This window comes from Arsenophonus endosymbiont of Apis mellifera (assembly GCF_903968575.1).
Classification (GTDB): Bacteria; Pseudomonadota; Gammaproteobacteria; order Enterobacterales; family Enterobacteriaceae; genus Arsenophonus; species Arsenophonus apicola.
The window spans coordinates 114,667-136,608 of the sequence record NZ_CAJCFU010000049.1; the positions used below are offsets into that span (position 1 = coordinate 114,667).

Consider the following 21,942-nt stretch of genomic DNA (forward strand, 5'->3'; position numbering starts at 1 on the left):
TTATTATGGAGTTGTTAGGAATGTCGCCACGTCGTCCTTATCTTCTTAGGGCTCATTATGAATGGCTTCTCGACAATAATATGACACCTCATTTAGTTGTGGATGTTAATATTTTTGGTGTAAATGTACCGATGGAATATGCTCATAAAGGACAGATTATTTTAAATATTACACCTTCTGCCGTCGGTAATTTAGAGTTGACAAATGAAAGCGTCAGCTTCAATGCCCGTTTTGGTGGTGTTCCTCGCCATGTTGAAGTGCCTATGAGCGCAATTATTGCTATCTATGGGCGCGAAAATGGAGCAGGAATGATGTTTGAACCTGAGCCAGAATATGAGAGTGGCGCAGGTGATTCTATTGCTCAAAGTGAAAATTTAGTGCTTGTCAGTGATACTGAATTATCAAATGAAGCGCAAGAAATAACATCGATTTCCTCTTCTGATGATGAGCCGCCGACGCCACCAAAAGGACGCCCGACACTACGTGTTATTAAATAAGTTATATTATGATTGAGGGGGAGTATAAAATACTGCCCTTTTTTTATTTTTAAATCTCTATTTTTTGTTTATTAAATTTTTATTTATCTGATAATTATAAGACTTAGTTTATAAGTTAATTCATTGTTTATGAAAATCTAAATGTAATTTATCCCTCATAATGTATGTTAGATCCCTCTGCTTTTTATCTATATAAGTTATGATTTAAGCTGATTTTCGGTATCGGAGTGTGTATGAAGCTGCTTAAAGGACTTGCTCAGTATTATGTTGATTTAATGATGAAGCTTGGCTTGATAGGATTTTCCTTACTGTTAGCCACAGCACTTGTTGTATTAGCCATGGTATTACAGATAGCGGTTGATATTTTATTATATGGCAATATTCATAATATTGATTTGGTTCGCTCTATCTTTTTTGGATTGATTATTACGCCTTGGGCGGTCTATTTTCTTTCTGTAGTTGTCGAGCAACTAGAAGAGTCTCGACGTCGTTTATCAGCTATGGTTGATAAATTAGAAGTTATGCGTAAGCGTGATGCTGAGCTTACTGACAAACTTAAAGGGAATATTGCTCAGCTGAATTTGGAAATTGCAGAGCGTGAAAAAGTACAAAAGGCGCATTTAGAATTATTAGAAAAATTGCAAAAAGAGATGAAACGTCGAGAGCAGACACAACTCGAGTTCGAACAGCAGTCTATATTATTACAATCATTTTTAGATGCATCACCTGATCTTGTTTATTATCGTGATGAAAATAATGATTTCTCTTGTTGTAATAGAGCAATGGAATTATTGACAGGTCGTAGTGAAAAGCAGCTTATTGGACTAACTTATCGTGAAATTTATGGTGAGGAAGTTGCAGAGAAAGAACTTGAAACTGATGAAAAAGTATTTCGTCATAATGTGTCATTGACCTATGAACAATGGTTGGTATACCCAGATGGGCGGAAAGCATGTTTTGAAATACGTAAAGTCCCTTTTTATGATCGGGTGGGAAAACGTCATGGATTAGTAGGGTTTGGACGCGATATAACCGAGCGTAAACATTATCAAGAAGCGTTAGAAAATGCTAGCAGGGATAAGACAACGTTTATTTCAACCATCAGCCATGAGCTTCGTACGCCGCTTAATGGGATTGTTGGGCTGAGTCGTATATTACTCGATACAGAATTAACCAATGAACAGACAAATTATTTGAAAACTATTCACGTCAGTGCCATCACTTTAGGTAATATTTTCAATGACATTATTGAGATGGATAAGATTGAACGGCGCAAAGTTAGTTTAGATAGTCAACCAATCGATTTTAATGAATTTATTTTTGACCTTGAAAATTTATCGGGGCTTTTAGTACAACCTAAAGATTTAAAATTTATCCTTGAAGTAAAAGAAAATTTACCGAGTAAGATCATTACCGATGCAACACGGTTACGCCAAATACTATGGAATTTAATTGGTAATGCTGTGAGATTTACCCAAAAAGGTGAGATCAAGGTTCGTATTTGGTATGAAGGACATGAGCAGCTTTTTATTCAGGTTATTGATAGTGGCATTGGGATCCCAAAAGAAGAGCAAAAAAAAATTTTTGCTATGTACTATCAGGTAAAAGGTAGTGCTGGTGGTCGGCCAGAAACGGGTACGGGGATTGGTCTTGCTGTTTCTAAGCGGTTAGCGCAAAGCATGGGAGGAGATATACAGGTCGCTAGTACATTAGGGGTAGGATCTTGCTTCACTGTATCAGTGATAGCGCCAATTGTTGCAAAAACGATTGAAATGCCAACTCCAGAAGCTGTTTTACTACCTAAATTGCATATCCTTTTGGTGGAGGATATTGAATTAAATATTATCGTCGCACGATCTGTATTAGAAAAATTAGGCCATACCGTTGATGTTGCTATGAATGGTAAGGATGCATTAAAAATGTTCAAGATTGGTCGTTACGATTTGGTTTTGTTGGATATTCAACTACCTGATATGACCGGTCTCGATATTGCACGTCAGCTTCGTCAAAACTATGCTAATAATCAACTTCCACCTTTAATTGCATTAACGGCTAATGTATTGAAAGATAAAAAAGAGTATCTTGCGGCAGGTATGGATGATGTATTAAGTAAACCACTCTCTGTAAGTGCATTAATAAAGATTATTGAGAAGTATTTAACTGATTGTAAAAACAATGCCATCAACATTCCGCTAAAAGAAGTTGCTAATCATGATGAGGTATTAGATCTCAATATGCTTAACCAATATTTCGAATTAGTTGGTCCAAAACTGATTGAAGACAGCATAAAGATCTTTGAAAATGTGATGCCAGGATATCTATCTTTACTAGATTCTAATATTGTGGCTAAAGATCGAAATGGCATTGTTGCCCAAGCCCACAAAATTAAAGGTGCTGCGGGTGCAGTTGGTTTGCGCCACCTCCAGCAGTTAGCTCAACAGATACAATCCCCTGATTTGCCAGCCTGGTGGGATGTTATCCAAGAATGGTTTGATGAATTAAAAGTAGATTGGCAAAAAGATGTTAAGGTTTTGAAGCGATGGTTAGCTGTAGCTGAAAAAAAATAACCCCAACCGAAGTTGGGGTGCGCGAATATTGCGCCAACACCAGGGAAATCGTTTTCTACTCACCAATTATGATATGAGTGCATGTAGATGGTGAGTAAAATAGAAATCTTGATTTTTTGTCAGCCAATCAACATAACAAATATAATCGTTTTTGTTACAAGATTCATTAAAATTTGTGATTAAGTTCCATGTTATCACATTAAATGAATGAGTAACAATCTACTACAAATGGAGTCAAAAATGAAACCTATTGCAGTAATTTTAAGTGGATGTGGTGTATTCGATGGTAGCGAAATCCATGAGTCAGTACTCACTATGTTATCTTTAAGTCAAAACAATGTTGAAATGTATTTTTTAGCGCCTGATCGAGAGCAACTAGATGTTATTAATCATATAAATGGAAAAGAAAAACAAGAAAAAAGGAACATAATGGTAGAATCTTCGCGTATTTCTCGTGGAAAAATAGCGCCTTTAGCCTCTGCTGATGCTAATAACTTTAGTGCAGTTATTATTCCTGGTGGATTTGGGGTAGCAAAGAATTTATCTAATTTTGCTATTAAAGGAAGTGATTGTGAAATAGATAAAGATTTATTAACATTTTGTCGAAAAATACATGAACAAGGGAAGCCCATGGGGTTGATGTGTATAGCACCTGTTATGCTACCTAAAATTCTAAATAAAACGGTAAAGTTAACCATTGGCAATGATAAAAAAACCATTGCTCAAATAGAACAAATGGGAGGAGAACATATTATTTGTTCCTTTGATGATATTGTAGTTGATGAAGATAATAAAGTAATAACAACACCCGCTTATATGTCAGCATCATCACCCAATCAAGCATGGCAAGGGATTAATAAATTAGTAAAAAAAGTCATTGAAATGGCTAGCTGTTAATTATGTCAGCTTACTTATTATTATTGTGGCATTGGTTAAAAAGGGCATTATTAATCTTATTTTCATGCTGGCAATAACGATTGTAATTTTTAAATTTTTGCCTGTTCCCTGTTCGATGGTAATGGTAGAAAGAGAAATTAATGCTTGGTTATCATTAAATTTTTCTTATGTATCTCGCTCCACTTGGGTGGAAATTAATGCTATCTCGCCCAACATGTTAATTGCAGCTATTGCCGCAGAAGATCAAAATTTTCCAAATCATTGGGGATTTAATTTTCAGGCCATAGAAAGCGCCATCAACCAAAATCCGGCTAACAAAAAACCTGTCAGAGGAGCTTCAACTATAACTCAACAAGTAGTAAAAAATCTTTGGCTATGGGATGGACGAAGCTGGTTACGTAAAGGGATTGAAGCTATTATGACGCCAATAATTGAAGTTATGTGGTCTAAAAAGCGGATTTTGACGATTTTGAATATTGCTGAGTTCGGTGAAGGTATTTTTGGCGTAGAAGAAGCTGCAAAATATTATTTTAAAAAGCAGGCAAATCAATTAAATGAAGCTGAAGCTGCTCTTTTAGCGGCGGTTTTGCCAAATCCTTTAGTTTATCAAGTAAAAAGACCATCTAATGGTTTATTAATAAAACAAGCTTGGATACTGCGGCAAATGCAGCAGTTAGGTGGTAAGAATTTTCTGAAAAAATATGACTTCATTGCTGATTAATTTTAGTGCTAGTAGATAATATTGAAAATTTTATTTTTTATGGATTTTTATTATTTACAAAGGTAAATTATTTTATTTTTTTATTATTTTTGCTAGGTCATAACTTTTGTTATTTTAAATGTAAAATAGCTAATTAAGTTTCAGCAAAAAACCGATACCTCTGTGTATAAACTAGCAAAATAGTCAATGTATGGTCTAAGCAAATTTAGGTGTTATAAATTTTGTTATTTTCCAATTAAATATAACCGTTACCTTAAAATAGAGTTATATGGAACCGCACTGCTAGCTATGCTCCTACCAATTCAGCCAGGCAGTATTGCCGAGTACGTAATATTTACCCTGAGTAATATTCTTTTAAGATAAATTGTTGTTCAAGAAATAGTGATCATAATTCCAGATCGATCAATTTAAACACTTTACAACTGTGATTAAATTTCGATACAAAGTGCTCATATTGAAGGTAAGTAGCTAAAGTTAATCTACACGATTTTTTAAATTATTATAAAACTAGTCCAAATATTGAGTCGCTCTTAATATAGATAAAATACAGCTAGTGACTATGCTAAGAATTGCTACCCGACAAATGATTGCCGGGTCGTTAACAAAGCGATAACTTCTTAAGTTGCTCGAGAAAGGAGATTAATTAAGATAAGTAAATGCCGTCGTGACACGTTTCACGCCATCTGTTTCACTAGCAATTTTTGCTGCCGCAGCTCCTTCTTGTTGGGTTAGAATGCCAAGTAAAAACACTTCCCCAGCTTCTGTAATAACTTTAACAGTTGATGATTTAACCGAATCGCTGGTAAGAATTTGCGATTTTATTTTGGTTGTTATCCAGGTATCTTTAGACGCCGTACCAAGATCAACTGGCATTGCCTGGCGGATTTCATTATAAACCGCTTCAACACCTTCTACTTTGGTTGCTATCTGCTTCGCTCTTTCAGCTAATGCAAGATCAGGCGCTTGGCCGGTAAGTAGTATCTTACCTTCATAAGCCGTAGTAATAATACGAGCATTACGAGTAATGTCTTGATCTTTGTTAATAGCAGCACTAACGCGAGCTTCTAATGTTCCATCATCGACTTGGCGGCCTACACTTCTCGGATCCGTCGCACTTTTTGTAGCGACCGCCGCTGAGCCTATTACAGCAGCACCAAGGCATCCTTGTAACAAAAGGGTACTGCATATTATGGTAATTAGAGGAAATAATCTCATTATTACTCCTTAGTCATCTTGATGCGGAAAAAGTGTATTATCGATTAGATCACATAAACAGTTAACTGTTAATAGGTGAACTTCTTGGATTCTAATGCTTCTTTGCGAAGGTATTCGAATTTCTACGTCCTGTGTGCCTAGTAAGCCGGCTAATTCTCCTCCATCATGACCGGTTAAGGCCACAATAGTCATATCACGTGCTAGTGAAGCTTCAACCGCTTTTATCACAACGCGACTATCACCCTTGGTAGCAATTGCCAGGAGTACATCACCAGATTGGCCTAATGCACGCACTTGTTTAGCATACACTTCTTCCGGTTTTTGGCCATTAGCGATCGAGGTTATAATTGCATTATCTGTGTTAAGACATAAAGCGGGAAGACTTGGACGCTCAGCTTCAAATTGATTAATCATACTGGTTGCAAAGCGTTGTGCAATAACTGCCGAGCCGCCACTGCCGCAACATAAAATTTTATTACCATTTAGTAAGGCGTGAACGATCATAATCGCTGCCCGAGAAATAGCATCGGGTAATGCTTCAGCAGCAGCAATTTGTGTTTGAATACTTTCGGTAAAACAGGCTTTTATTTTCTCCAACACGTTAAGACCTACTTACATATAATTAGTGGATGGTATCATAGTCACTAAAGGCATTTGGTAACCATTCAAACTGATTTCCTGTCGTAGCACAAATGTCAAAACGACATAAAGCGGTTTCTATGTTTTCATTATGTTTAAGTAGCCATAATTTAGCGGCTGCAAGTAATTTTTTTCGTTTACTTAAAGTTACTGATATTAATGCATTACCAAAGTTATCATGGCGGCGAAAACGTACTTCAACAAATACCCAGATGTTTTGATCTTTCATAACTAAATCAATTTCTCCAACCGCGAAACTCACATTGCGGCTAATAAATTGCAGCCCTTGCTGTTGTAAGAATTGTTTGGCTTTGTATTCGAAATGGCGTCCTTGTATCCAAGATAAATTTGGCGATTTAAGCATAGCGGATATCCTTATCTGTCAGGTGAAAATGCTGTTAAGATGACACTTTAGTCACTATTTTACTCTATTTTTATCTATTGACTGATAAATTTTACTTTTAACTTACAATTTATTAGATCAACTGAACTTTTCCTTGTTGAAATTTTAACCACGGCAGGGTACGAAAAATAATACAATTGTCACTATCTACGCTTAGTTTGCCTGTGGCACCATTTAACTCGATATTTTGTTGTTGTAGTTGATTGAAATGATTGGCTAATAACCAAGCATCAATTCCCATGGCGTAAAGACGAATCAAGGAATAATCAGCCGAGAGTCGTTGATTAGCTTGGGTTAGTAAAGCGGAATTAGCACCAGCGAGTAAAGGGATTTCGCTGAATTGCAGATTTTCCATTTCCAGATAATAATCGGTACTTAAACCAGTTTGATGACTACGAGAACTAGCATAAAGCGTTGGACGTGTGCGACTATCAGTTGCCATATCTATCATCGGTTTAATCAATGATAATTCATCACTTGTGGCCACAATATACACGGCATCAATAGTCTCAGCCGGATCGTTGGTAATTGATGATTGCTGTTCGGCAAGCACTATTGGTGTGCCTACCATACGTATGCCAGTACTCTGAGTAGTTCGGGCTTTTAGGCTATTAATATCACCAAAGCTTTGTTTACGTACAGAAGTTTGTCTTAATTTTAACCATTCTTGAGCAAATACATTTGCGATACGTTCCCCAAAAGGTGAAGCCGGGATCAGCAGCAATGGTGCTTGTTTACCTTGTTTTGCAATATGGCGAGCCGCATTGATCGCCTCATCTTCTGGCGATAGAGAAAAGTAACAGACATTATTTTTAAGCGGCATTTTATGATTATCTAATTCATTTAATGTTAATAAATTTAATGGAGTATCTATTTGGATAGCTTTAAGAACATCCGGTTTTAACAATGGCCCGACAACTAAAGTAATGCCATCCTGCTCGGCTTGTCGAACTAGTGTCTCAATCGATTGAGTATTGGTATCGTATACTTTAACCTGTTGATTATTAATAGGCGCATTGTCAATAACAAGCGATGGGGTTTGTAGACTGTTTTCTTGCGCTATATTATTGCTACTGTTAGTAATTGAATCAATAATACTTTGAACAGTATCACTATTTTGATTGTTTTGCTCAGATGAGCTGGTTATTGCGTTCTTATTAATAGGTAACCCTTTTTGGGCGTCAAGGAAACCTTGTAAAATGGCTTCAGCAAATATTTTGCCATTATTACTTAAAGGCAAGAATAGACCAATTTTAGGGTTGCTACTGATTGAAGAGTGATGAATGATTTGTATTAGTGCTGTTGGGGAAGTTTTAACACCTGGGTTGGCTGGATAGCGTATTTTCCAATCGTTAAATGCATTATGTAATGCCGCTGGATCTTGGTAGTTATTATGGTAGAGATCAAGCAGATCAACCCAACCCTGTAAAACATTTTCATCCGCCCTAACGTCGAGTTTTTGAATTTGTTCAGCCGGCATATTGATTAACATTTGCCAAAAATCATCAATATTCTTTTGGTGACGAACCTGATCTTTTAAGAGTGGTTCTTGCGCAATATAGGCGCGTAAAGCTTCCGCAGATGGTGTACCATTAGCAGCATCAATAATTGATTGATAATGGTTGCTTTCGGAGCTGGTCTGTATAGATGTATCGGTAGTTGGTTCACTTTGATTTACTGAGGAATGACATCCCACTAATAAAAGTGAGGATAGTATTGCTATACAGATCAAACCTTTTTTAACAAAAATTAAAGAACGCATACTTTGTCCAGTGATGTAATTATCATTGCTCAATTTTAATCGGTTATTCGGAAGAAACAATGAATGAACCAAATCAAGCTAAAGAGGTAGAGATGGTATCAACGCTATATATTGTACCAACTCCAATTGGTAATTTGGACGATATCACTCTGCGTGCATTGCAGATCCTTAAGCAGGTGGATCTTATTGCCGCGGAAGATACCCGGCGTACGGGTTTATTATTGCAGCACTTTGCTATTGATACCCGCATGATGTCCTTACATGATCATAATGAACAGCAGAAAACAGATCAATTAATTCCGCAATTAAAACAGGGACTAAGTATAGCGTTAGTTTCTGATGCTGGAACACCATTAATTAATGATCCTGGTTATCATTTGGTAAAATATTGTCGACAAGTTGGCATTCGGGTGGTTCCCTTGCCAGGGCCTTGTGCTGCAATTACAGCGCTTTCTGCGGCCGGAATTGCTTCAAATCGCTTTTGTTATGAAGGTTTTTTACCGGCAAAACGCAAGAGTCGACAAGAGGTATTGCAAGAGCTAATGGATGAGTCTAGAACACTAATTTTTTATGAGTCACCCCACCGTTTGTTAGACACCTTAGCGGATATGGTAACTATTTGGGGCGCTGAACGTTATGTTATTTTGGCGCGGGAATTGACAAAAACCTGGGAATCTATTCATGGTTTGCCGGTTGGAGAACTACTTGACTGGGTAAAAGTAGATGAAAATCGTTATCGCGGCGAAATGGTTTTGGTGGTTGAAGGGTATAGAGCACCAAAGGAGGCTAATGCAGCCATTTCCTCTGAGGTGAAGAAAACGTTAGCATTATTACAACAATCATTACCGTTAAAAAAAGCGGCGGCCATTACCGCAGAAATTTATGGTTTAAAGAAGAATGCATTATATAAGCATGCCCTTGAGCAACAAGTTAGCGCTGATAGTGCAATCAAGTAGATTAGCAGTTGGCCAGCTGTTATAAATAACTATACAAATTAATGTTAAATCCCTATAATTTGGCGTTGGAGTTAGCTAGACGACCGCTGCTTTGTTGTTGGTTACCGTAGGTAATTGATAATAAAGGGGAGGAAAGTCCGGGCTCCATAGGGCAAGGTGCCAGATAACGTCTGGGAGGCGAAAGCTTACGACTAGTGCAACAGAGAGCAAACCGCCGATGGCTATTAAAGCACAGGTAAGGGTGAAAGGGTGCGGTAAGAGCGCACCGCGCAGCTGGCAACAGTTTGTGGCACGGTAAACTCCACCCGGAGCAAGGCCAAATAGGGGTTCATTAGATGCGGCCCGCATCGAACCCGGGTAGGCTGCTTGAGTCAGTGCGCAAGTGCTGGCCTAGATGAATGGTTGTCCACGACAGAACCCGGCTTATCGGCTGACTCTAAACCATTAAAAAACCCCATTGTAAGTTTACTCACAATGGGGTTTTACTTTTTAACTATTTAAAATGCAATAGAATTGATAAACCGATTATTTATTATCAATAGCGTCTATAAACACTGCTTAGTCATTTCAAGTAATTTTTTGACGTCCTCAGGACGGGTATTACCGGTTGCTTTATCGATAATAGAACTATAAATATGCGGAATAATTTTCTTTACGCCAGCAGTTAATGCGATTTTAAGAATTTCCGTGTAATTGTCTAAGTCGATACCGCCGGTTGGTTCAAGGTAAAAATCACAGCTAGCACAAGCCTCGGCAACAACTTGATACTCTTCGCGATATTTTAATCCTGCCATATTAAAAAATTTCACTGAGCTTGCGCCCATATCTTTTAGCATTGCAATTGCCGTTTCAACAGGAACAATGGCATCAGGATAATTTGAGCTTAGCGGTCCAGTAGAAATTTTTACTTTACCAACTTGGCCAGTGGGTGAAATAAGGGCATTAACGATAGTCTGTTCTTGGCCCAATAGTGCACGACTGGTTGCCGCCCCAGTGAATACTTGGTTTACATGTTGAGGTTGAATAACTTTAGCAATTTGCGAAACCATATTAGATTGATTAGGATCGCCTGCACCTAAACCGACAGAAAGCGCATTATCAATTTCATCAGCATACTTAGCCATATCTTCGATGGCACTATTTAAGTCAGCATAGTTTTTCGACAGCACGCCAACCACGACATAAGTTTCAGCAGCTTGATTAATTTCTTTAGCATTTTGGTGAGAGCCTGCCAGAACATTCAGACAAACACGATCATGATAAAAATTAGGGGTTAATTGTTTTCCCATTATTTGACTCCAGTAACAACTTGGCGTATGCGTGAGACAATTGTTTTCATTTGTTCGTTAGTAACACTACGGATATCAGCCTCAACTTTCCCTTCGTTGGCTTTATATTCGCGAAAATAGATAGCGGTATCGCCTTGTTTCAATTCTGCCATCATGGCGTAAGTGGTTTTACCAATGGCTTTTTGATCGAAGCTTATTTCTGCCCGAGCAATATCACGGCCAGCTGCATCCCAAACAATTTGGGCTTTGACACCTTTGATTTTGTTGAGCTCACTGATAAAGTCAGACATCCGCTCAACCATTTGTTTACCGGTTTCTTTTATGGCAGTTAGGTAAAGTTCAATCGCCAGTGTTAGACCTAAAATACCTTCTTTACCAACTTTCATTGCGCGACCAATGCCGCTACTTTGTTGTTTAACCCACTCAACGTATTGATGTTTACCAATAACTAGGCCGCTAGTTGGACCTTCAATTGCTTTAGCTCCGCTGTAGATCACCAAATCAGCGCCATCTTGATAATAAGCCATTAGATCTTCTTCTGCGGCGGCGTCGACAATTAACGGGATTTTATGTTTCTTAGCAACTAGTGCCGCTTCTTTTACCGTTAACATACTTTTTTGTACGCAGTGATGCGATTTTACATAAAGAATAGCTGCGGTTTGATCGGTAATTTTAGCAGCAACTTGGGCAGCACTACACTCATTAGCATAACCGGCTTCGACAACTTCACCCCCACCAAGTGCAACCATGGTATCAACTGGTGCCCCATAATTAACATTATGTCCTTTTGGTATGACAATTTCACGGGCAACAGGTTGATGAGAAGTGTGAAGATTATAAAGTAAATCGGCATTATCTTTTACTATCACGGCCGCGACGGATTGCGCAATTCCTGCTGAGGCGCAAGAAACAACCACCGCATTTTCCACCTTAAGTAGCTTGGCAATATATTGCCCGGTTTTATTTACCAGATCTTTGATTTCAAAGTAATGATTAAGTCCATAACCGACGCGCTCTGTAACTTCTGCTTTGGGCGTTGAAACACCTAGCATTGTCATGCGACCGGAGGCATTAATGACATTTTTGAGTTGATATTGTTCATAAATCGATTGCATATTCAGACTCACTTTCTGTGGAAACGATTTCTTTACCGCCAACAATGGCAACAACAGGCACAAACTTATGGCTACCAATGCGTACTTCACCTTCTGCATCAGAAAGTTGAGTACGCTCTTCTTTGAGATCAAAGATAGTGAAGTCTGCGTCCATACCAATGTCTAGATAGCCTTTACCTTGCAAATGAAGCAGGTCTGCAGCTTTTTTCGTAACACAATCAATGATTTGTTGTATTGAGAACCCCATACAAAGAAATTTGGTCATTACGAAAGCCAGACTATAAACTGGACCATTGATACGGTTTTTGTGGTAAATATCGGAACTGATAATATCGGGATAAGTTCCAATACGCATTGCTTGTTCCGCAACTTTAAAGCTGAAACTTTCACCACCGTGACCCACATCCAGGATCACGCCACGGGCAAGAGCGCGTTGAATCGATGGCTTTAAATTGCCATTATCATCCAAAATACGATTAGGTTTACCATTAAAACAGTGGGTAATGATATCACCTTTGGTTAACAAATCAGCGATATCATCGAGATTGGGAGGATTATTACCAATATGCACCATTAATGGTAACCCACTTTTTTTCTGCATCGCTTTTGCTTTGACAAGCGGAGTTATACCATTTTCACCAACCACACTTTTACTCATGCGTGCTTTTATCCCGACGACAAAGTCTGGATGATCATCGATAGCTTTTTGTAAACTAGCTTCATCAATTTGCTGCATGTCGGCTAATTCATTTTGAGCAATAATACCTGTTTTAGCGATATTAAGCAGTGAATAAACATTGGTTTTGACTTTACGTGTAACAGCAAAAAAGTGATCAATATCGTCAGCCCCGACACTACCAGCATCTACTAGTGTGGTAACCCCGCAGGATGCGCCGGCTAAGTCGGGTTCATCGAAATAAATCGGTGATTCTGGGTAACAATGGGTATGGGCATCGATCCAGCCAGCGCTAATATAGAGTTGGCCTTTTAAATCAATCATTTTAGTTGCTTGTTGTCCTTTGGCAGCATCTGGGCCAATGGCAACAATTTTGCTATCACGTACTAAGATATCAACGATCTGGTCGTTGATAAGTTTCCCTTGTTTGATAATGAGATCGTTCATAATAGCCTTCTTTATTTTCTTACTAATTTAGGCGGCGATAGTGAAGAAATAGCCCAGAACCATCGCACCGAGTATTGCTCCGCCGGCAATCGGTTTTTTCCAAATATAAAAAAGTAGCGAACCAATCAGCGAACCGATACCAATTGGAATCGAGGCTGCCATCGCGGCTAAGATGATCAACGGCCCTAAAAACCGACCAGAGGTGTTACCTGCACCCATCATGACATCAGCCCCGAAGGTGGAATTAGTTTGTCCAACGGTAAATTTGCGGGCGAAGATAATGATACAACCAATAACGATACCTAATACTAAGCCGGTCATCAGCGATGCCCAGAAATTGGTGACCAAAAAGTCCATACCACTAGCAAGTAATAGCGCTGGTACGCCTAAACCAAGTCCAGTTTGCAACGCACCACCGATATCCAAGATCCCTACCAGTGATCCTTCAATAATACGGGCAAAGAGGAAACTAGCACCAAATGCCGCCACTGCACCAAAGACACCGGTATCAAGACCAGAACGTAGCATAGCCACAAAGGCAACTTCATTGAAAGCGCCAAAGCCATAAACGACATACATATGGGTGCCGGCAAAGATACCGGCGGATAGAAGTCCAACAAACAGAGGAAATGACCACTCTGCATACCAAAAGTCTTTTTTATTGATTTCCGTTGTCATAATTATTCTCCACTCATGATTTGGTGGATATGTTGCAGCCAGTTTGGTGCACCAAGATGGAAAGATTCGAGTATTTTGATATCAAATCCGCGGAAGAAGGCACTGAGTACGAACAATAAAATCACTGCTATCATCATAGTGCGGGTAATTTTTGTCCAGCCACTATCGTCGACGCCTTTACCAATTAAAATCCCAAGTACCAGACCTGGAATGGCATTGCCCATAACAAGTTGTGCACAACCGCCAAACAGCGTTGCCCAAAAGCCAGAACGCCGACCAGCATCCATGGCGGCTAACCAGAAGATAACCGGCATGACGATTTCGACTAATAAATTTGCCGCAGGGACTAAGACATTAATTGCCGTTGTTTGTAGCGCAGCAGGCACAGCAGAAGCCGTTGTATTTAAGAAAGCAACCACTATGGCACCGATAATGGCACAGGCAATAGCCATTTTCTTCGGATTATGCATTGTTTCTGCGACATTGCGGTTTTTGATCATCAAAACGGCGGTACCCCAGTTGGGTATAATTCGGTGATCAACGTCTTGCGTAAAAGCACCAGCAGCAACAGATGATGCCCAAGCATTGAAGAAAAAACCTAAGCCGAATGAAAAGTGAGAAGCAGGATCGCCTTCACAGGAATTTAATTCACCTAATGTACGGAAAGCTCCCATACCTTGAACGGTGGGTGCGTGAAACATACGCGCAGCACCTGCACCGAGGCCAAAACCACATAAGCCACCGATAATTAGGGACATGCCGAGTATTTCTAAAAAAGACGTTGTCTCGCCCATGACTTTTTCTCCAAATCAAGATACCGATTATTCATCGGTAAATGTGATTTCTTTAACATTTAGCAAGGTGATATCTAATGAAACATCTAAAACAACAGAGAAATATTCACGCTTGCGAGGTAAGAATAAAAAAAGAAACCTTTCTGTTGTCGTTTTTACTTTAGCACTGATAACAGTGATGTCTTTCGGTTCGATACGTAGCAGAATGTTATCAGTGTTTTTTAGTATGGTACGTTGTATTGAACTTAGTGCATCAGCAAGTGCTTTTTGTCGGGAATTCCCTTGACCATTAACACGTACAGATGTTTCCATTTTCTGTTTCATCATGCATTGCCATGTTTCTTATTAAATGCTTTGACTAAACGTTCGCCCAACTCTTCTTTATCCATAAAACCAAACCCGAGGACATTACAGCCATCTGCAATCGCCGTTTCGCCTTCTTCAATCGAACGCATACCATAACGTGCTTTATAACCATACTTAGTCTGTGCAGTGATGGCACCTGCACCGCCACTACCACAGAATGAGATCCCTAGGTCTGCATTATGCTCTTTCATTACGTCGCCTAACTTCATATCAGCAGCAACGCCAGGAATGACGGTTGCTTTACCACCAGCAGCTTCAACACCGGCAGCCACTTTTTGTCCTTTGCCTAAACGATCACCAATAACGACATGGATCTGTTTCATATTTAATTCTCCTATTATCTTTAAGAGTTAGAACGTGCTACTTCAAAATGAACTGAGAGCAGATAAGCCTCTTCGTATGCCAGGCCAGGCAAGGTATTAACAACTTTCTCGGCCAAGGCTATAGATTCAGGCGATATTTCTTCAAACAGTGAGACATCCACTTCAGGCAGAGACTCACCTGTTTTTGCTCTCTCTACCATTGCTTTAACGTGAGAACGTAGCATCTGTTGTTGAACATCAGTTGTATGGGCCCCTTCCGCTTTTAGCCAGCCATCGATAATAGAAATTAATTTATTGGTGACAGTCTCTACATCCAGGTTATCTTTTGCGACATTAAAAACAATTGAGGATTCACTCATAAACTTTCGCTATCCCATTTGGAAATTAAAATAAAACCAGTCTTTTGCTATTGTGAATAACTTTAGTTCTTTCCAGTATGGTTTTGGAGAGGAAACATTTCCACTTTAAACTGGCAAATATCTGGAAAAATAAAGACCAAAATAATGAATTAATTTTAATCAAACTGGAAATTTAACTAAATCAAGGGTAGATTTTTTATTATTTTTATTGTTATTCAATACGTTGCAATATTATTATTTTTGTTTTATTTCAGTAGATTAGGTAATGTAAAGTTGATTAATTATTTGTTTATTTAGTGAGCTGGTTAAGTGGAAATAGCCAGCTAAATAATAATAGGTTTCTGGAAGTTTAGCTTGCCAATTTAAAGCAAACTAAGAGCAAGAGGCGAGCCAAAAAGATAAAAAAGTTACCTGTCTTATGATAATGATCACTAAAAATGGCACTTTTAGCTTATTATTTCCACTTTTCCACTATTAAGTGGAAATTATTAATTAATACGACTTAGGCTATCCTTGGCAATAACCTGAAAGTCATTGAAATTTCTACTATTAATTAGCCTTTTGGTCGCTTTTTCTTTGACAAAAGTAACGAATAACTCATAAATAGCGATTGCTTCTTCATAGTCTGCTTTACTAATAGCTAGCAGAAAAATGACATTAGCAACTTCCTTAGTTTCTGCATTCCATTCGATTCCTTGTGGTGAAATTATGGTAACAACCACCGTTTTATTTGCCAATAAACCTAATGAGTGAGGTAAGGCAATACCTCCGCCCAGTAAGGTTGACACAATAGATTCGCGTTCGATCAGCGATGGATAAAAATCGTTTGTGACATAACCATCGACTTGGAGTTTTTTACAAATTTTTTTAAATAGTGCTTCTTGGCTAATTTTTTCATTAAGTATGATGAAATAACGTTCATCAAAGAATCGTTCAATAATATAAGGTTTGGTTTGGTTGATCATCGCAAGACGCCCGACTTGCTCCAATTGATAGGGAGTTGGAAAGGGAGCGATTTTCACTACCGGCTTATTTTTTTCCGCTAATCGGATAGTGGTGATGACAAAGTCTTCATCGATGTTCTCTAAGGCTTCATATTCTTGTAACGATAGCGCACGATTAAATTTTAGTTGTGGAAATTCACGCATAATTTTGGTTTCTATAACGCGTACTGTTGAGTTGCCTGAATCAGTAACGACTAGTACCTGTGTTGGGTGATGGTGGCTGGTACCATAATTACATTCCAAACTTACTCCAATATGGACTGCCAGATAACCAAGTTCGTCTTCACTTATTGGGTAAGGGAGTAGGGTACTGGCACTGCGTAGTGCATCGAGGGTGACATCATAAGCAAAAGGATAAAATTGTTTGATATCGTTAAGTAAAGGATTGGGTGTATTAATATTAAATTGTAAACGAGTCAATAAAGTGGCGAGATGGGTGGTCAAATCACGTTTTAATTTCTCATCATTACGTAAATCGTAATTATAGGAGTCGTTTATATATTGCAAAATATGATCAAGCAATTTGGTATGTAAACCTGTTTTTTGCGTGGGCTGTTCATTACCAATAATACGTTGGGCAGCTAGTTGTGTGCATAAGTAAGCTTGTTCAGCTTTTGATAGATCACCGCCGAGAAAGTAAATCAACCCGTTAGAAATTTCTTTCACTGCGTTCTGAATAACAGGATCCATTTCGTTATTGATAAAAGTGGTTAATTCACGGCCACGAGTAATACGCAAAATAGTGGTAGCACAATTAAAGATAAGATATTGGTGGCCTTCGTTAGTCAGTCAAATATCAAAACGGCTAAGGCTATTTTGTAGTACTTTATCAATATAGGTTAAATCAATATTATCAAGATAGGTCAGACTAAATTTAACAATGTCTTTATTTATTTCCTGTGAGAAACGCCGCCATAATATTTCGGTAATACAAGTACGAATTGCCCATTCATCCCCGCTTAATCGTATCCCTTGATGTGGAATGCCTTCCAGTTGGATGTCATGTTTATGTAAATATTCTCTGACGATACTCATATCCTGCTGTATAGTACCGCGGCTAATAAACCATTTTTCTGCAATATCATCAAGTTTAACGGGTAATGGCAACATTAAAAGCTTTAATAATAATGCATCAACCCGATCTCTTGCGGTGCGGGGAATATTTTCATCATCGGCTATTTTTTCCGTTTTGATGGTAGCAAAAAGGGCTTCATTATTAATTTTTAAATGGTATCCGTTACCGCGCTCATAAACGATGCACGCATCATAGCCCTGCAAATATTCATTTAATTCGTTAATATCTGAACGTATGGTTCGCGTTGAAACACCAAAACGCTTGGCAAGTTCTTCTTGCGATACAATTTCGGTCTGAATATTAGTAAAAATTTGATGAATACGTTGATTTGTAAACACAGCCACGAGTTATACCTTTCAATTAATAAAATAGAAAAGTTGTTGGTGATTGAAGATGATATCCTAGTTAAAAACTTGATGAAAAGGTTATCACTGACATCCAAATAAATTATATCTATTAAAACAACTATATTTATTCTATCACTTTTATTGGTTGTCGATCTTTTTATTAAATACTTTATTGAAAGTTATCAATTTTATGTTTAATTTAAATAAACCAACATGCCACGAAAATCTGTTTGGGCAGTTAATTTTACCTTTTGTTCCTGCATCAAAAATGCACCATCACTATAGTCAATATAAGCAATTTTGTGATTGTTATTTTCTAATTTTACTATTCCTGTAATCGAATATAGATAACTCTTTTTCCCTTTCAGGCTAAGTGTCATATTTTGTTCTGTTTTTAAATAAATATGACTAACCCAAGTTTGTTGTCGGATTTTTAAGCTATTCTCCGAACCATTTGGTGAAGCAAGTAATGTCAATGAGTTATTATTAATCAGTTTACGTTTTTGTGGTGGTTGGCAGAAATATTCAACACAGGCATTGATCCATAATTGTAATTGGATTAATGGTTTTTCGTGATTAGTATTGTGTTCGCTATAACTTATGTTATGGATCGGAGAGAAAAGTAAGCACTCATTTTCTGATTGATGAATGCAATTTCCTTCACTATCGTGGAACTCAGCGTCGCCCTGTAAAACCAAATTAATGATATCGATATTGGGATAGCTTTTGGCTCGACAGGTGGCTTTTGGCGCGATAATTTCTCGATTTAATACTCGCAAAGCACCGTAATGGGTAAAATTAGGATCAAAATAGTGACCAAAAGAGAAAGTATACTGTGCTTGTAACCAACCAAAATCAGCATGACCACACTCTTTTTCTAATCTAGGAATTATCATAGTAATTTTACCTTTCAGATAATTTATGATGAAAAAATAATAATTAACTAGACGAAAAATTGTTAGCTAGTTAATCTGAGTTAAACATTCAAATTTCTTGATTGAGATTTTTTATGAGTAAAGAGCGTGCACTAACATTAGATGCGTTACGCGTAATGAATGCGATTGATCGACGCGGAAGTTTTGCAGCAGCAGCTGATGAATTAGGTAAAGTCCCTTCTGCATTAAGTTATACGATGCAAAAATTGGAAGAAGAGCTCGATGTGGAGCTTTTTGATCGTTCTGGCCATCGGACACGTTTTACTGATGTTGGACGGATGTTGTTGGAGCGGGGGCGATTATTGTTAGAAGCGGCCGATAAACTTGTGGTTGATGCTGAAGCCTTGGCGCGTGGTTGGGAACCCTATCTTACCATTGTTTGTGAAGTATTGATCCCGGTCTCAACACTTTTCCCTTTAGTCGATAAATTAGCACAAAAATCGGAAACTCAGCTCAGTTTGTTAACTGAAGTGTTAGCCGGCGCATGGGAATGTTTAGAAACCGGTAAAGCAGATATTGTGATTGCACCTGATTTGCATTTTCGTTCTTCACCTGAAATTAATAGTCGTTTACTTGGTACTATCAATAATGTTTATGTTGCTAGTCCTGAGCATCCTATTCATCAAGAGCCAGAGCCACTTTCCGACATGACACGGATTAAATATCGTGGAATTGCTATTGCAGATACCGCCAAAGAACGACCAGTCTTAACGGTACAGTTATTAGATAAACAGCAGCGATTAACAGTAAGTTCGCTTGATGAAAAACGTCGTGCTTTATTAGCAGGATTGGGTGTTGCGACTATGCCTTATAGGTTGGTTGAAAAAGATATTAAAGAGGGGCGATTACGTGTCGTCGGATCAGAATATAGCCATGAGACGAATATTATTATGGCTTGGCATCGTGGCAAAATTGGTGAAGCTAAATTTTGGTGCTTGCGTCAAATTCCACAGTTGTTTAATAGTGATCACAATACCGATCATTTAGCTTAAAAATAGTTGGTTAAATTTTACTTATGGGCGATGGTAATATGATCGCCCAAACGTTATATTACCATTTTTTATTTAACCAGTGATCGATACTGAATTTGCCTGGCCCGAGAATGGCTAATAGCATATAACCGCCAGCGATAGAGAGATCTTTTAAAAACATCAATTGGTTATCGCCTTCGGCAAAGTTGAAGTGAAAAATAAAAGCGGTTAACAAACTAAAAGCAACGGTAAAAATAGCTGTGGTTCGCGTTAAAAAACCAAATAGGATCGCGATGCCACCGCCAAGCTCTAATAAAATAGTTAATGGCAGTAAAAAAGCCGGCACGCCCATTGCATGCATATATTGCTGGGTTTCAATATAACCACTGCCAAGCTTACCATAGCCGGCAAAAATAAATAACAGTGGCATTAAAATACGAGCCACCAGGATTGTGATATTCTCTATGTTTTTCATATACATCCTTCTTAAAGCTTACTATTTAAAGTAAGGGTTTTAATCTGTAGTGAACGTTTGACTGCCAAACAAGAATTAATTAATTGCTGTTTTATTTATAGTAAAGCCTAGATTATTAAAAATACTAGCCAGAAAAATTCAATCTATTATGCAAAAAAATTGAATGAATTAATGGAGGATAATTTGTTATTGATAGGAGGAAGTTTTTTTCGAATTTGCCAATCGGTTACGCTTTTTTTGCTATAAATGTTTGTAAAGTTTTTGCTATTCCCCAAATACCAATAGCGCGTCGACTGAGGCGATAAAGTTTTTTAGGATGACGAATATGATAGAGTGCAATTAATGAAAAACTTGCAATAACCAATGGTTTGAAAGCTAGCATCTTTTGCCAGGTACGATCATAGGGTGCAGTAATTGCTAACCAATGCTCAGAAGTTGCGGACAGCACATTACGCTGCTGCTGAATATTGGTTAACAATTGCTGCTTTTTTAATGCCAATTGTTTCGCTTTACTCAGTTTCATGTTCATCCTGTTTTAACTGTTTGATATCCTGCTTTAATTGTTCACGGGTTGCCGCTAATAGAGACGTGCGATGGGCTATTTTTAATGTCCAGCAAGTACCTAATAATGCCAGGATAAGTAAAACAGCTGTTGTAATAGCAACCACTTGTATACGATAGGCGGGATCAACCATAAGAAAAATTAATACCAGCAAACTCATCAGGCCGAATGCGATCAATAGTAATGTGGTACCGGCTAATAAAATCAGTTGGACAAAGGTTTGCTTTTCTTGTTCGAGCTCGACTGCAATGAGTTGCAGTCGCGTCTCAACCATATTAACAAGAATAGAACCTATCCGTTGTAAGGTAGTTAGCAAGCCTTTAGCCGGTCCATTTGGATGTTGATTTTCTCGCATGTTAACGTCTAGCCAGTAAAATGCCTAATACCAGCCCGACAGCGGCACCTACACCAACACCGGTCCATGGTTTTTCATGTACATAATCATCAGCCCGGCCAGCAACCTCCTTGGTTTGATCAATAATTTTGCTGCTGACATCACTCAGTTTTTGGCGAGAATCGTTTAACGCTTTTTCTGCTTTACGGCGAATTTTATCAATTTCTGCTTTGGACTTATTTTCTGTATTGTTCAAAACTTCTTCCAAAGAATCAGCTAATGATTTTAATTCTGTACGTAGGTTTTCGGTATTTTTCATAACGTTAACCTCTTTTCAATAAAGATCGTTAATTTTTACTACTCTTGTTCTTTGAGAATAGTAAAAGATCCAATAAAATCAATCTATATCTCATTAAAGGTAATTTAAAATTTGTTATATTGAAATATAAAAATAACTATATTGGTATAAAAATTTGATAAAAAGTTTGATTGAAAGGAATGCTGTTACCAGGAAAGTAGGCAACAGCATAAATTA

Annotated in this window: 25 protein-coding genes and 1 other RNA gene; 7 read left to right on the forward strand and 19 right to left on the reverse strand. The window is 38.1% G+C overall.

The genetic code is table 11. The annotated features are described in order from the left end of the window. Nucleotides 1-5 precede the first annotated feature (5 nt). The 4 genes from sspB (at nt 6) to mtgA (ending at nt 4,682) form a co-directional block, all read left to right on the forward strand. Nucleotides 6-497 (forward strand): ClpXP protease specificity-enhancing factor, encoded by a 492-nt coding sequence (gene sspB / locus H1X92_RS06695; RefSeq protein ID WP_180559415.1) that lies wholly within the window; start codon nt 6-8, stop codon nt 495-497. Nucleotides 498-730: 233 nt separating this feature from the next. Beyond that, complete coding sequence (arcB, locus tag H1X92_RS06700; protein ID WP_180559416.1) at nt 731-3,064, forward strand: aerobic respiration two-component sensor histidine kinase ArcB; 2,334 nt, start codon at nt 731-733, stop codon at nt 3,062-3,064. A 240-nt stretch (nt 3,065-3,304) separates the two neighbouring features. Beyond that, a complete protein-coding gene (gene elbB, locus H1X92_RS06705; RefSeq protein ID WP_180559417.1) occupies nt 3,305-3,961 on the forward strand; it encodes an isoprenoid biosynthesis glyoxalase ElbB in 657 nt (218 codons plus the stop codon). Then, nucleotides 3,942-4,682: a monofunctional biosynthetic peptidoglycan transglycosylase gene (mtgA, locus tag H1X92_RS06710; protein ID WP_225506148.1), complete on the forward strand. Its 741-nt coding sequence runs from the start codon at nt 3,942-3,944 to the stop codon at nt 4,680-4,682. Before elbB ends, mtgA begins: the two co-directional genes overlap by 20 nt. Before the next feature lie 639 nt (nt 4,683-5,321). Here mtgA and dolP read toward each other — a convergent pair. The 4 genes from dolP to H1X92_RS06730 form a co-directional block, all read right to left on the reverse strand. Further along, on the reverse strand, nt 5,322-5,897 hold the full coding sequence (gene dolP / locus H1X92_RS06715) for a division/outer membrane stress-associated lipid-binding lipoprotein (RefSeq protein ID WP_180559418.1): 576 nt from the start codon (nt 5,895-5,897) through the stop codon (nt 5,322-5,324). 9 nt (nt 5,898-5,906) lie between these two features. Continuing rightward, complete coding sequence (gene diaA / locus H1X92_RS06720) at nt 5,907-6,497, reverse strand: DnaA initiator-associating protein DiaA (protein ID WP_026821383.1); 591 nt, start codon at nt 6,495-6,497, stop codon at nt 5,907-5,909. A gap of 22 nt (nt 6,498-6,519) precedes the next feature. Further along, nucleotides 6,520-6,900 (reverse strand): YraN family protein, encoded by a 381-nt coding sequence (locus H1X92_RS06725; RefSeq protein WP_180559419.1) that lies wholly within the window; start codon nt 6,898-6,900, stop codon nt 6,520-6,522. Between the two features lie 112 nt (nt 6,901-7,012). After that, nucleotides 7,013-8,701, reverse strand: coding sequence for a penicillin-binding protein activator (locus H1X92_RS06730; RefSeq protein ID WP_180559420.1), 1,689 nt, complete (start codon nt 8,699-8,701; stop codon nt 7,013-7,015). Nucleotides 8,702-8,760: 59 nt separating this feature from the next. Here H1X92_RS06730 and rsmI point away from each other — a divergent pair, with 59 nt between their 5' ends. Together rsmI and rnpB are read left to right on the forward strand one after the other, a co-directional pair. Continuing rightward, the gene (rsmI, locus tag H1X92_RS06735; protein ID WP_180559421.1) at nt 8,761-9,657 is read left to right on the forward strand and encodes a 16S rRNA (cytidine(1402)-2'-O)-methyltransferase; all 897 of its coding nucleotides are present in this window, start codon (nt 8,761-8,763) and stop codon (nt 9,655-9,657) included. A gap of 67 nt (nt 9,658-9,724) precedes the next feature. Next, nucleotides 9,725-10,099, forward strand: an RNA gene (rnpB, locus tag H1X92_RS06740) — RNase P RNA component class A. A 103-nt stretch (nt 10,100-10,202) separates the two neighbouring features. Here the strand turns inward: rnpB and dagF are convergent. The 11 genes from dagF to H1X92_RS06790 all read right to left on the reverse strand — a co-directional run bounded on the left by dagF (nt 10,203) and on the right by H1X92_RS06790 (nt 19,026). Continuing rightward, the gene (gene dagF / locus H1X92_RS06745) at nt 10,203-10,946 is read right to left on the reverse strand and encodes a 2-dehydro-3-deoxy-phosphogluconate aldolase (protein ID WP_180559422.1); all 744 of its coding nucleotides are present in this window, start codon (nt 10,944-10,946) and stop codon (nt 10,203-10,205) included. Continuing rightward, nucleotides 10,946-12,061, reverse strand: coding sequence for a DgaE family pyridoxal phosphate-dependent ammonia lyase (locus tag H1X92_RS06750; protein ID WP_180559423.1), 1,116 nt, complete (start codon nt 12,059-12,061; stop codon nt 10,946-10,948). The genes dagF and H1X92_RS06750 overlap by 1 nt, the downstream gene beginning before the upstream one ends. Beyond that, nucleotides 12,045-13,184 (reverse strand): amidohydrolase/deacetylase family metallohydrolase, encoded by a 1,140-nt coding sequence (locus H1X92_RS06755; RefSeq protein WP_180559424.1) that lies wholly within the window; start codon nt 13,182-13,184, stop codon nt 12,045-12,047. Before H1X92_RS06755 ends, H1X92_RS06750 begins: the two co-directional genes overlap by 17 nt. A gap of 27 nt (nt 13,185-13,211) precedes the next feature. After that, entirely contained in the window at nt 13,212-13,862 is a 651-nt protein-coding gene (locus tag H1X92_RS06760) for a DUF4310 family protein (protein WP_180559425.1), read from the reverse strand. A 2-nt stretch (nt 13,863-13,864) separates the two neighbouring features. Further along, nucleotides 13,865-14,656 carry a DUF4311 domain-containing protein gene (locus tag H1X92_RS06765; protein ID WP_180559426.1) on the reverse strand — a complete coding sequence of 264 codons (792 nt, stop codon included), beginning with the start codon at nt 14,654-14,656 and terminating at the stop codon, nt 13,865-13,867. Nucleotides 14,657-14,683: 27 nt separating this feature from the next. Beyond that, a complete protein-coding gene (locus H1X92_RS06770; RefSeq protein WP_180559537.1) occupies nt 14,684-14,980 on the reverse strand; it encodes a DUF4312 family protein in 297 nt (98 codons plus the stop codon). Beyond that, the gene (locus H1X92_RS06775) at nt 14,980-15,345 is read right to left on the reverse strand and encodes an SFCGS family glycine-rich protein (RefSeq protein ID WP_026821393.1); all 366 of its coding nucleotides are present in this window, start codon (nt 15,343-15,345) and stop codon (nt 14,980-14,982) included. Before H1X92_RS06775 ends, H1X92_RS06770 begins: the two co-directional genes overlap by 1 nt. A 20-nt stretch (nt 15,346-15,365) precedes the next feature. After that, complete coding sequence (locus tag H1X92_RS06780; protein WP_180559427.1) at nt 15,366-15,704, reverse strand: transcriptional antiterminator; 339 nt, start codon at nt 15,702-15,704, stop codon at nt 15,366-15,368. 488 nt (nt 15,705-16,192) lie between these two features. Continuing rightward, nucleotides 16,193-17,446, reverse strand: coding sequence for a BglG family transcription antiterminator (locus H1X92_RS15855; protein WP_233458139.1), 1,254 nt, complete (start codon nt 17,444-17,446; stop codon nt 16,193-16,195). Between the two features lie 51 nt (nt 17,447-17,497). Next, entirely contained in the window at nt 17,498-18,127 is a 630-nt protein-coding gene (locus tag H1X92_RS15860; protein WP_225506115.1) for a BglG family transcription antiterminator, read from the reverse strand. Between the two features lie 197 nt (nt 18,128-18,324). Then, entirely contained in the window at nt 18,325-19,026 is a 702-nt protein-coding gene (locus tag H1X92_RS06790; protein WP_180559428.1) for a pirin family protein, read from the reverse strand. A gap of 113 nt (nt 19,027-19,139) precedes the next feature. Between H1X92_RS06790 and H1X92_RS06795 the strand changes: the two genes are divergently transcribed. After that, a complete protein-coding gene (locus H1X92_RS06795; protein WP_180559429.1) occupies nt 19,140-20,057 on the forward strand; it encodes a LysR family transcriptional regulator in 918 nt (305 codons plus the stop codon). Nucleotides 20,058-20,115: 58 nt separating this feature from the next. Here H1X92_RS06795 and H1X92_RS06800 read toward each other — a convergent pair whose 3' ends face one another. The 4 genes from H1X92_RS06800 to H1X92_RS06815 form a co-directional block, all read right to left on the reverse strand. Beyond that, nucleotides 20,116-20,511 (reverse strand): DoxX family protein, encoded by a 396-nt coding sequence (locus tag H1X92_RS06800; RefSeq protein WP_180559430.1) that lies wholly within the window; start codon nt 20,509-20,511, stop codon nt 20,116-20,118. Nucleotides 20,512-20,737: 226 nt separating this feature from the next. Next, the gene (locus H1X92_RS06805) at nt 20,738-21,034 is read right to left on the reverse strand and encodes a YqjK-like family protein (RefSeq protein ID WP_180559431.1); all 297 of its coding nucleotides are present in this window, start codon (nt 21,032-21,034) and stop codon (nt 20,738-20,740) included. Further along, nucleotides 21,021-21,428 carry a phage holin family protein gene (locus tag H1X92_RS06810; RefSeq protein WP_180559432.1) on the reverse strand — a complete coding sequence of 136 codons (408 nt, stop codon included), beginning with the start codon at nt 21,426-21,428 and terminating at the stop codon, nt 21,021-21,023. Before H1X92_RS06810 ends, H1X92_RS06805 begins: the two co-directional genes overlap by 14 nt. A gap of 1 nt (nt 21,429) precedes the next feature. After that, entirely contained in the window at nt 21,430-21,726 is a 297-nt protein-coding gene (locus tag H1X92_RS06815) for a DUF883 family protein (protein ID WP_180559433.1), read from the reverse strand. Nucleotides 21,727-21,942 lie beyond the last annotated feature (216 nt).

Bases quoted from the DNA above. Each gene is read 5' to 3' on its own strand.
- sspB (WP_180559415.1), top strand. From the start codon at position 6: ATGGAGTTGTTAGGAATGTCGCCACGTCGTCCTTATCTTCTTAGGGCT.
- arcB (WP_180559416.1), top strand. From the start codon at position 731: ATGAAGCTGCTTAAAGGACTTGCTCAGTATTATGTTGATTTAATGATG.
- elbB (WP_180559417.1), top strand. From the start codon at position 3,305: ATGAAACCTATTGCAGTAATTTTAAGTGGATGTGGTGTATTCGATGGT.
- dolP (WP_180559418.1), bottom strand. From the start codon at position 5,897: ATGAGATTATTTCCTCTAATTACCATAATATGCAGTACCCTTTTGTTA.
- H1X92_RS06725 (WP_180559419.1), bottom strand. From the start codon at position 6,900: ATGCTTAAATCGCCAAATTTATCTTGGATACAAGGACGCCATTTCGAA.
- H1X92_RS06730 (WP_180559420.1), bottom strand. From the start codon at position 8,701: ATGCGTTCTTTAATTTTTGTTAAAAAAGGTTTGATCTGTATAGCAATA.
- rsmI (WP_180559421.1), top strand. From the start codon at position 8,761: ATGAATGAACCAAATCAAGCTAAAGAGGTAGAGATGGTATCAACGCTA.
- dagF (WP_180559422.1), bottom strand. From the start codon at position 10,946: ATGGGAAAACAATTAACCCCTAATTTTTATCATGATCGTGTTTGTCTG.
- H1X92_RS06750 (WP_180559423.1), bottom strand. From the start codon at position 12,061: ATGCAATCGATTTATGAACAATATCAACTCAAAAATGTCATTAATGCC.
- H1X92_RS06755 (WP_180559424.1), bottom strand. From the start codon at position 13,184: ATGAACGATCTCATTATCAAACAAGGGAAACTTATCAACGACCAGATC.
- H1X92_RS06760 (WP_180559425.1), bottom strand. From the start codon at position 13,862: ATGACAACGGAAATCAATAAAAAAGACTTTTGGTATGCAGAGTGGTCA.
- H1X92_RS06765 (WP_180559426.1), bottom strand. From the start codon at position 14,656: ATGGGCGAGACAACGTCTTTTTTAGAAATACTCGGCATGTCCCTAATT.
- H1X92_RS06770 (WP_180559537.1), bottom strand. From the start codon at position 14,980: ATGAAACAGAAAATGGAAACATCTGTACGTGTTAATGGTCAAGGGAAT.
- H1X92_RS06775 (WP_026821393.1), bottom strand. From the start codon at position 15,345: ATGAAACAGATCCATGTCGTTATTGGTGATCGTTTAGGCAAAGGACAA.
- H1X92_RS06780 (WP_180559427.1), bottom strand. From the start codon at position 15,704: ATGAGTGAATCCTCAATTGTTTTTAATGTCGCAAAAGATAACCTGGAT.
- H1X92_RS06790 (WP_180559428.1), bottom strand. From the start codon at position 19,026: ATGATAATTCCTAGATTAGAAAAAGAGTGTGGTCATGCTGATTTTGGT.
- H1X92_RS06795 (WP_180559429.1), top strand. From the start codon at position 19,140: ATGAGTAAAGAGCGTGCACTAACATTAGATGCGTTACGCGTAATGAAT.
- H1X92_RS06800 (WP_180559430.1), bottom strand. From the start codon at position 20,511: ATGAAAAACATAGAGAATATCACAATCCTGGTGGCTCGTATTTTAATG.
- H1X92_RS06805 (WP_180559431.1), bottom strand. From the start codon at position 21,034: ATGAAACTGAGTAAAGCGAAACAATTGGCATTAAAAAAGCAGCAATTG.
- H1X92_RS06810 (WP_180559432.1), bottom strand. From the start codon at position 21,428: ATGCGAGAAAATCAACATCCAAATGGACCGGCTAAAGGCTTGCTAACT.
- H1X92_RS06815 (WP_180559433.1), bottom strand. From the start codon at position 21,726: ATGAAAAATACCGAAAACCTACGTACAGAATTAAAATCATTAGCTGAT.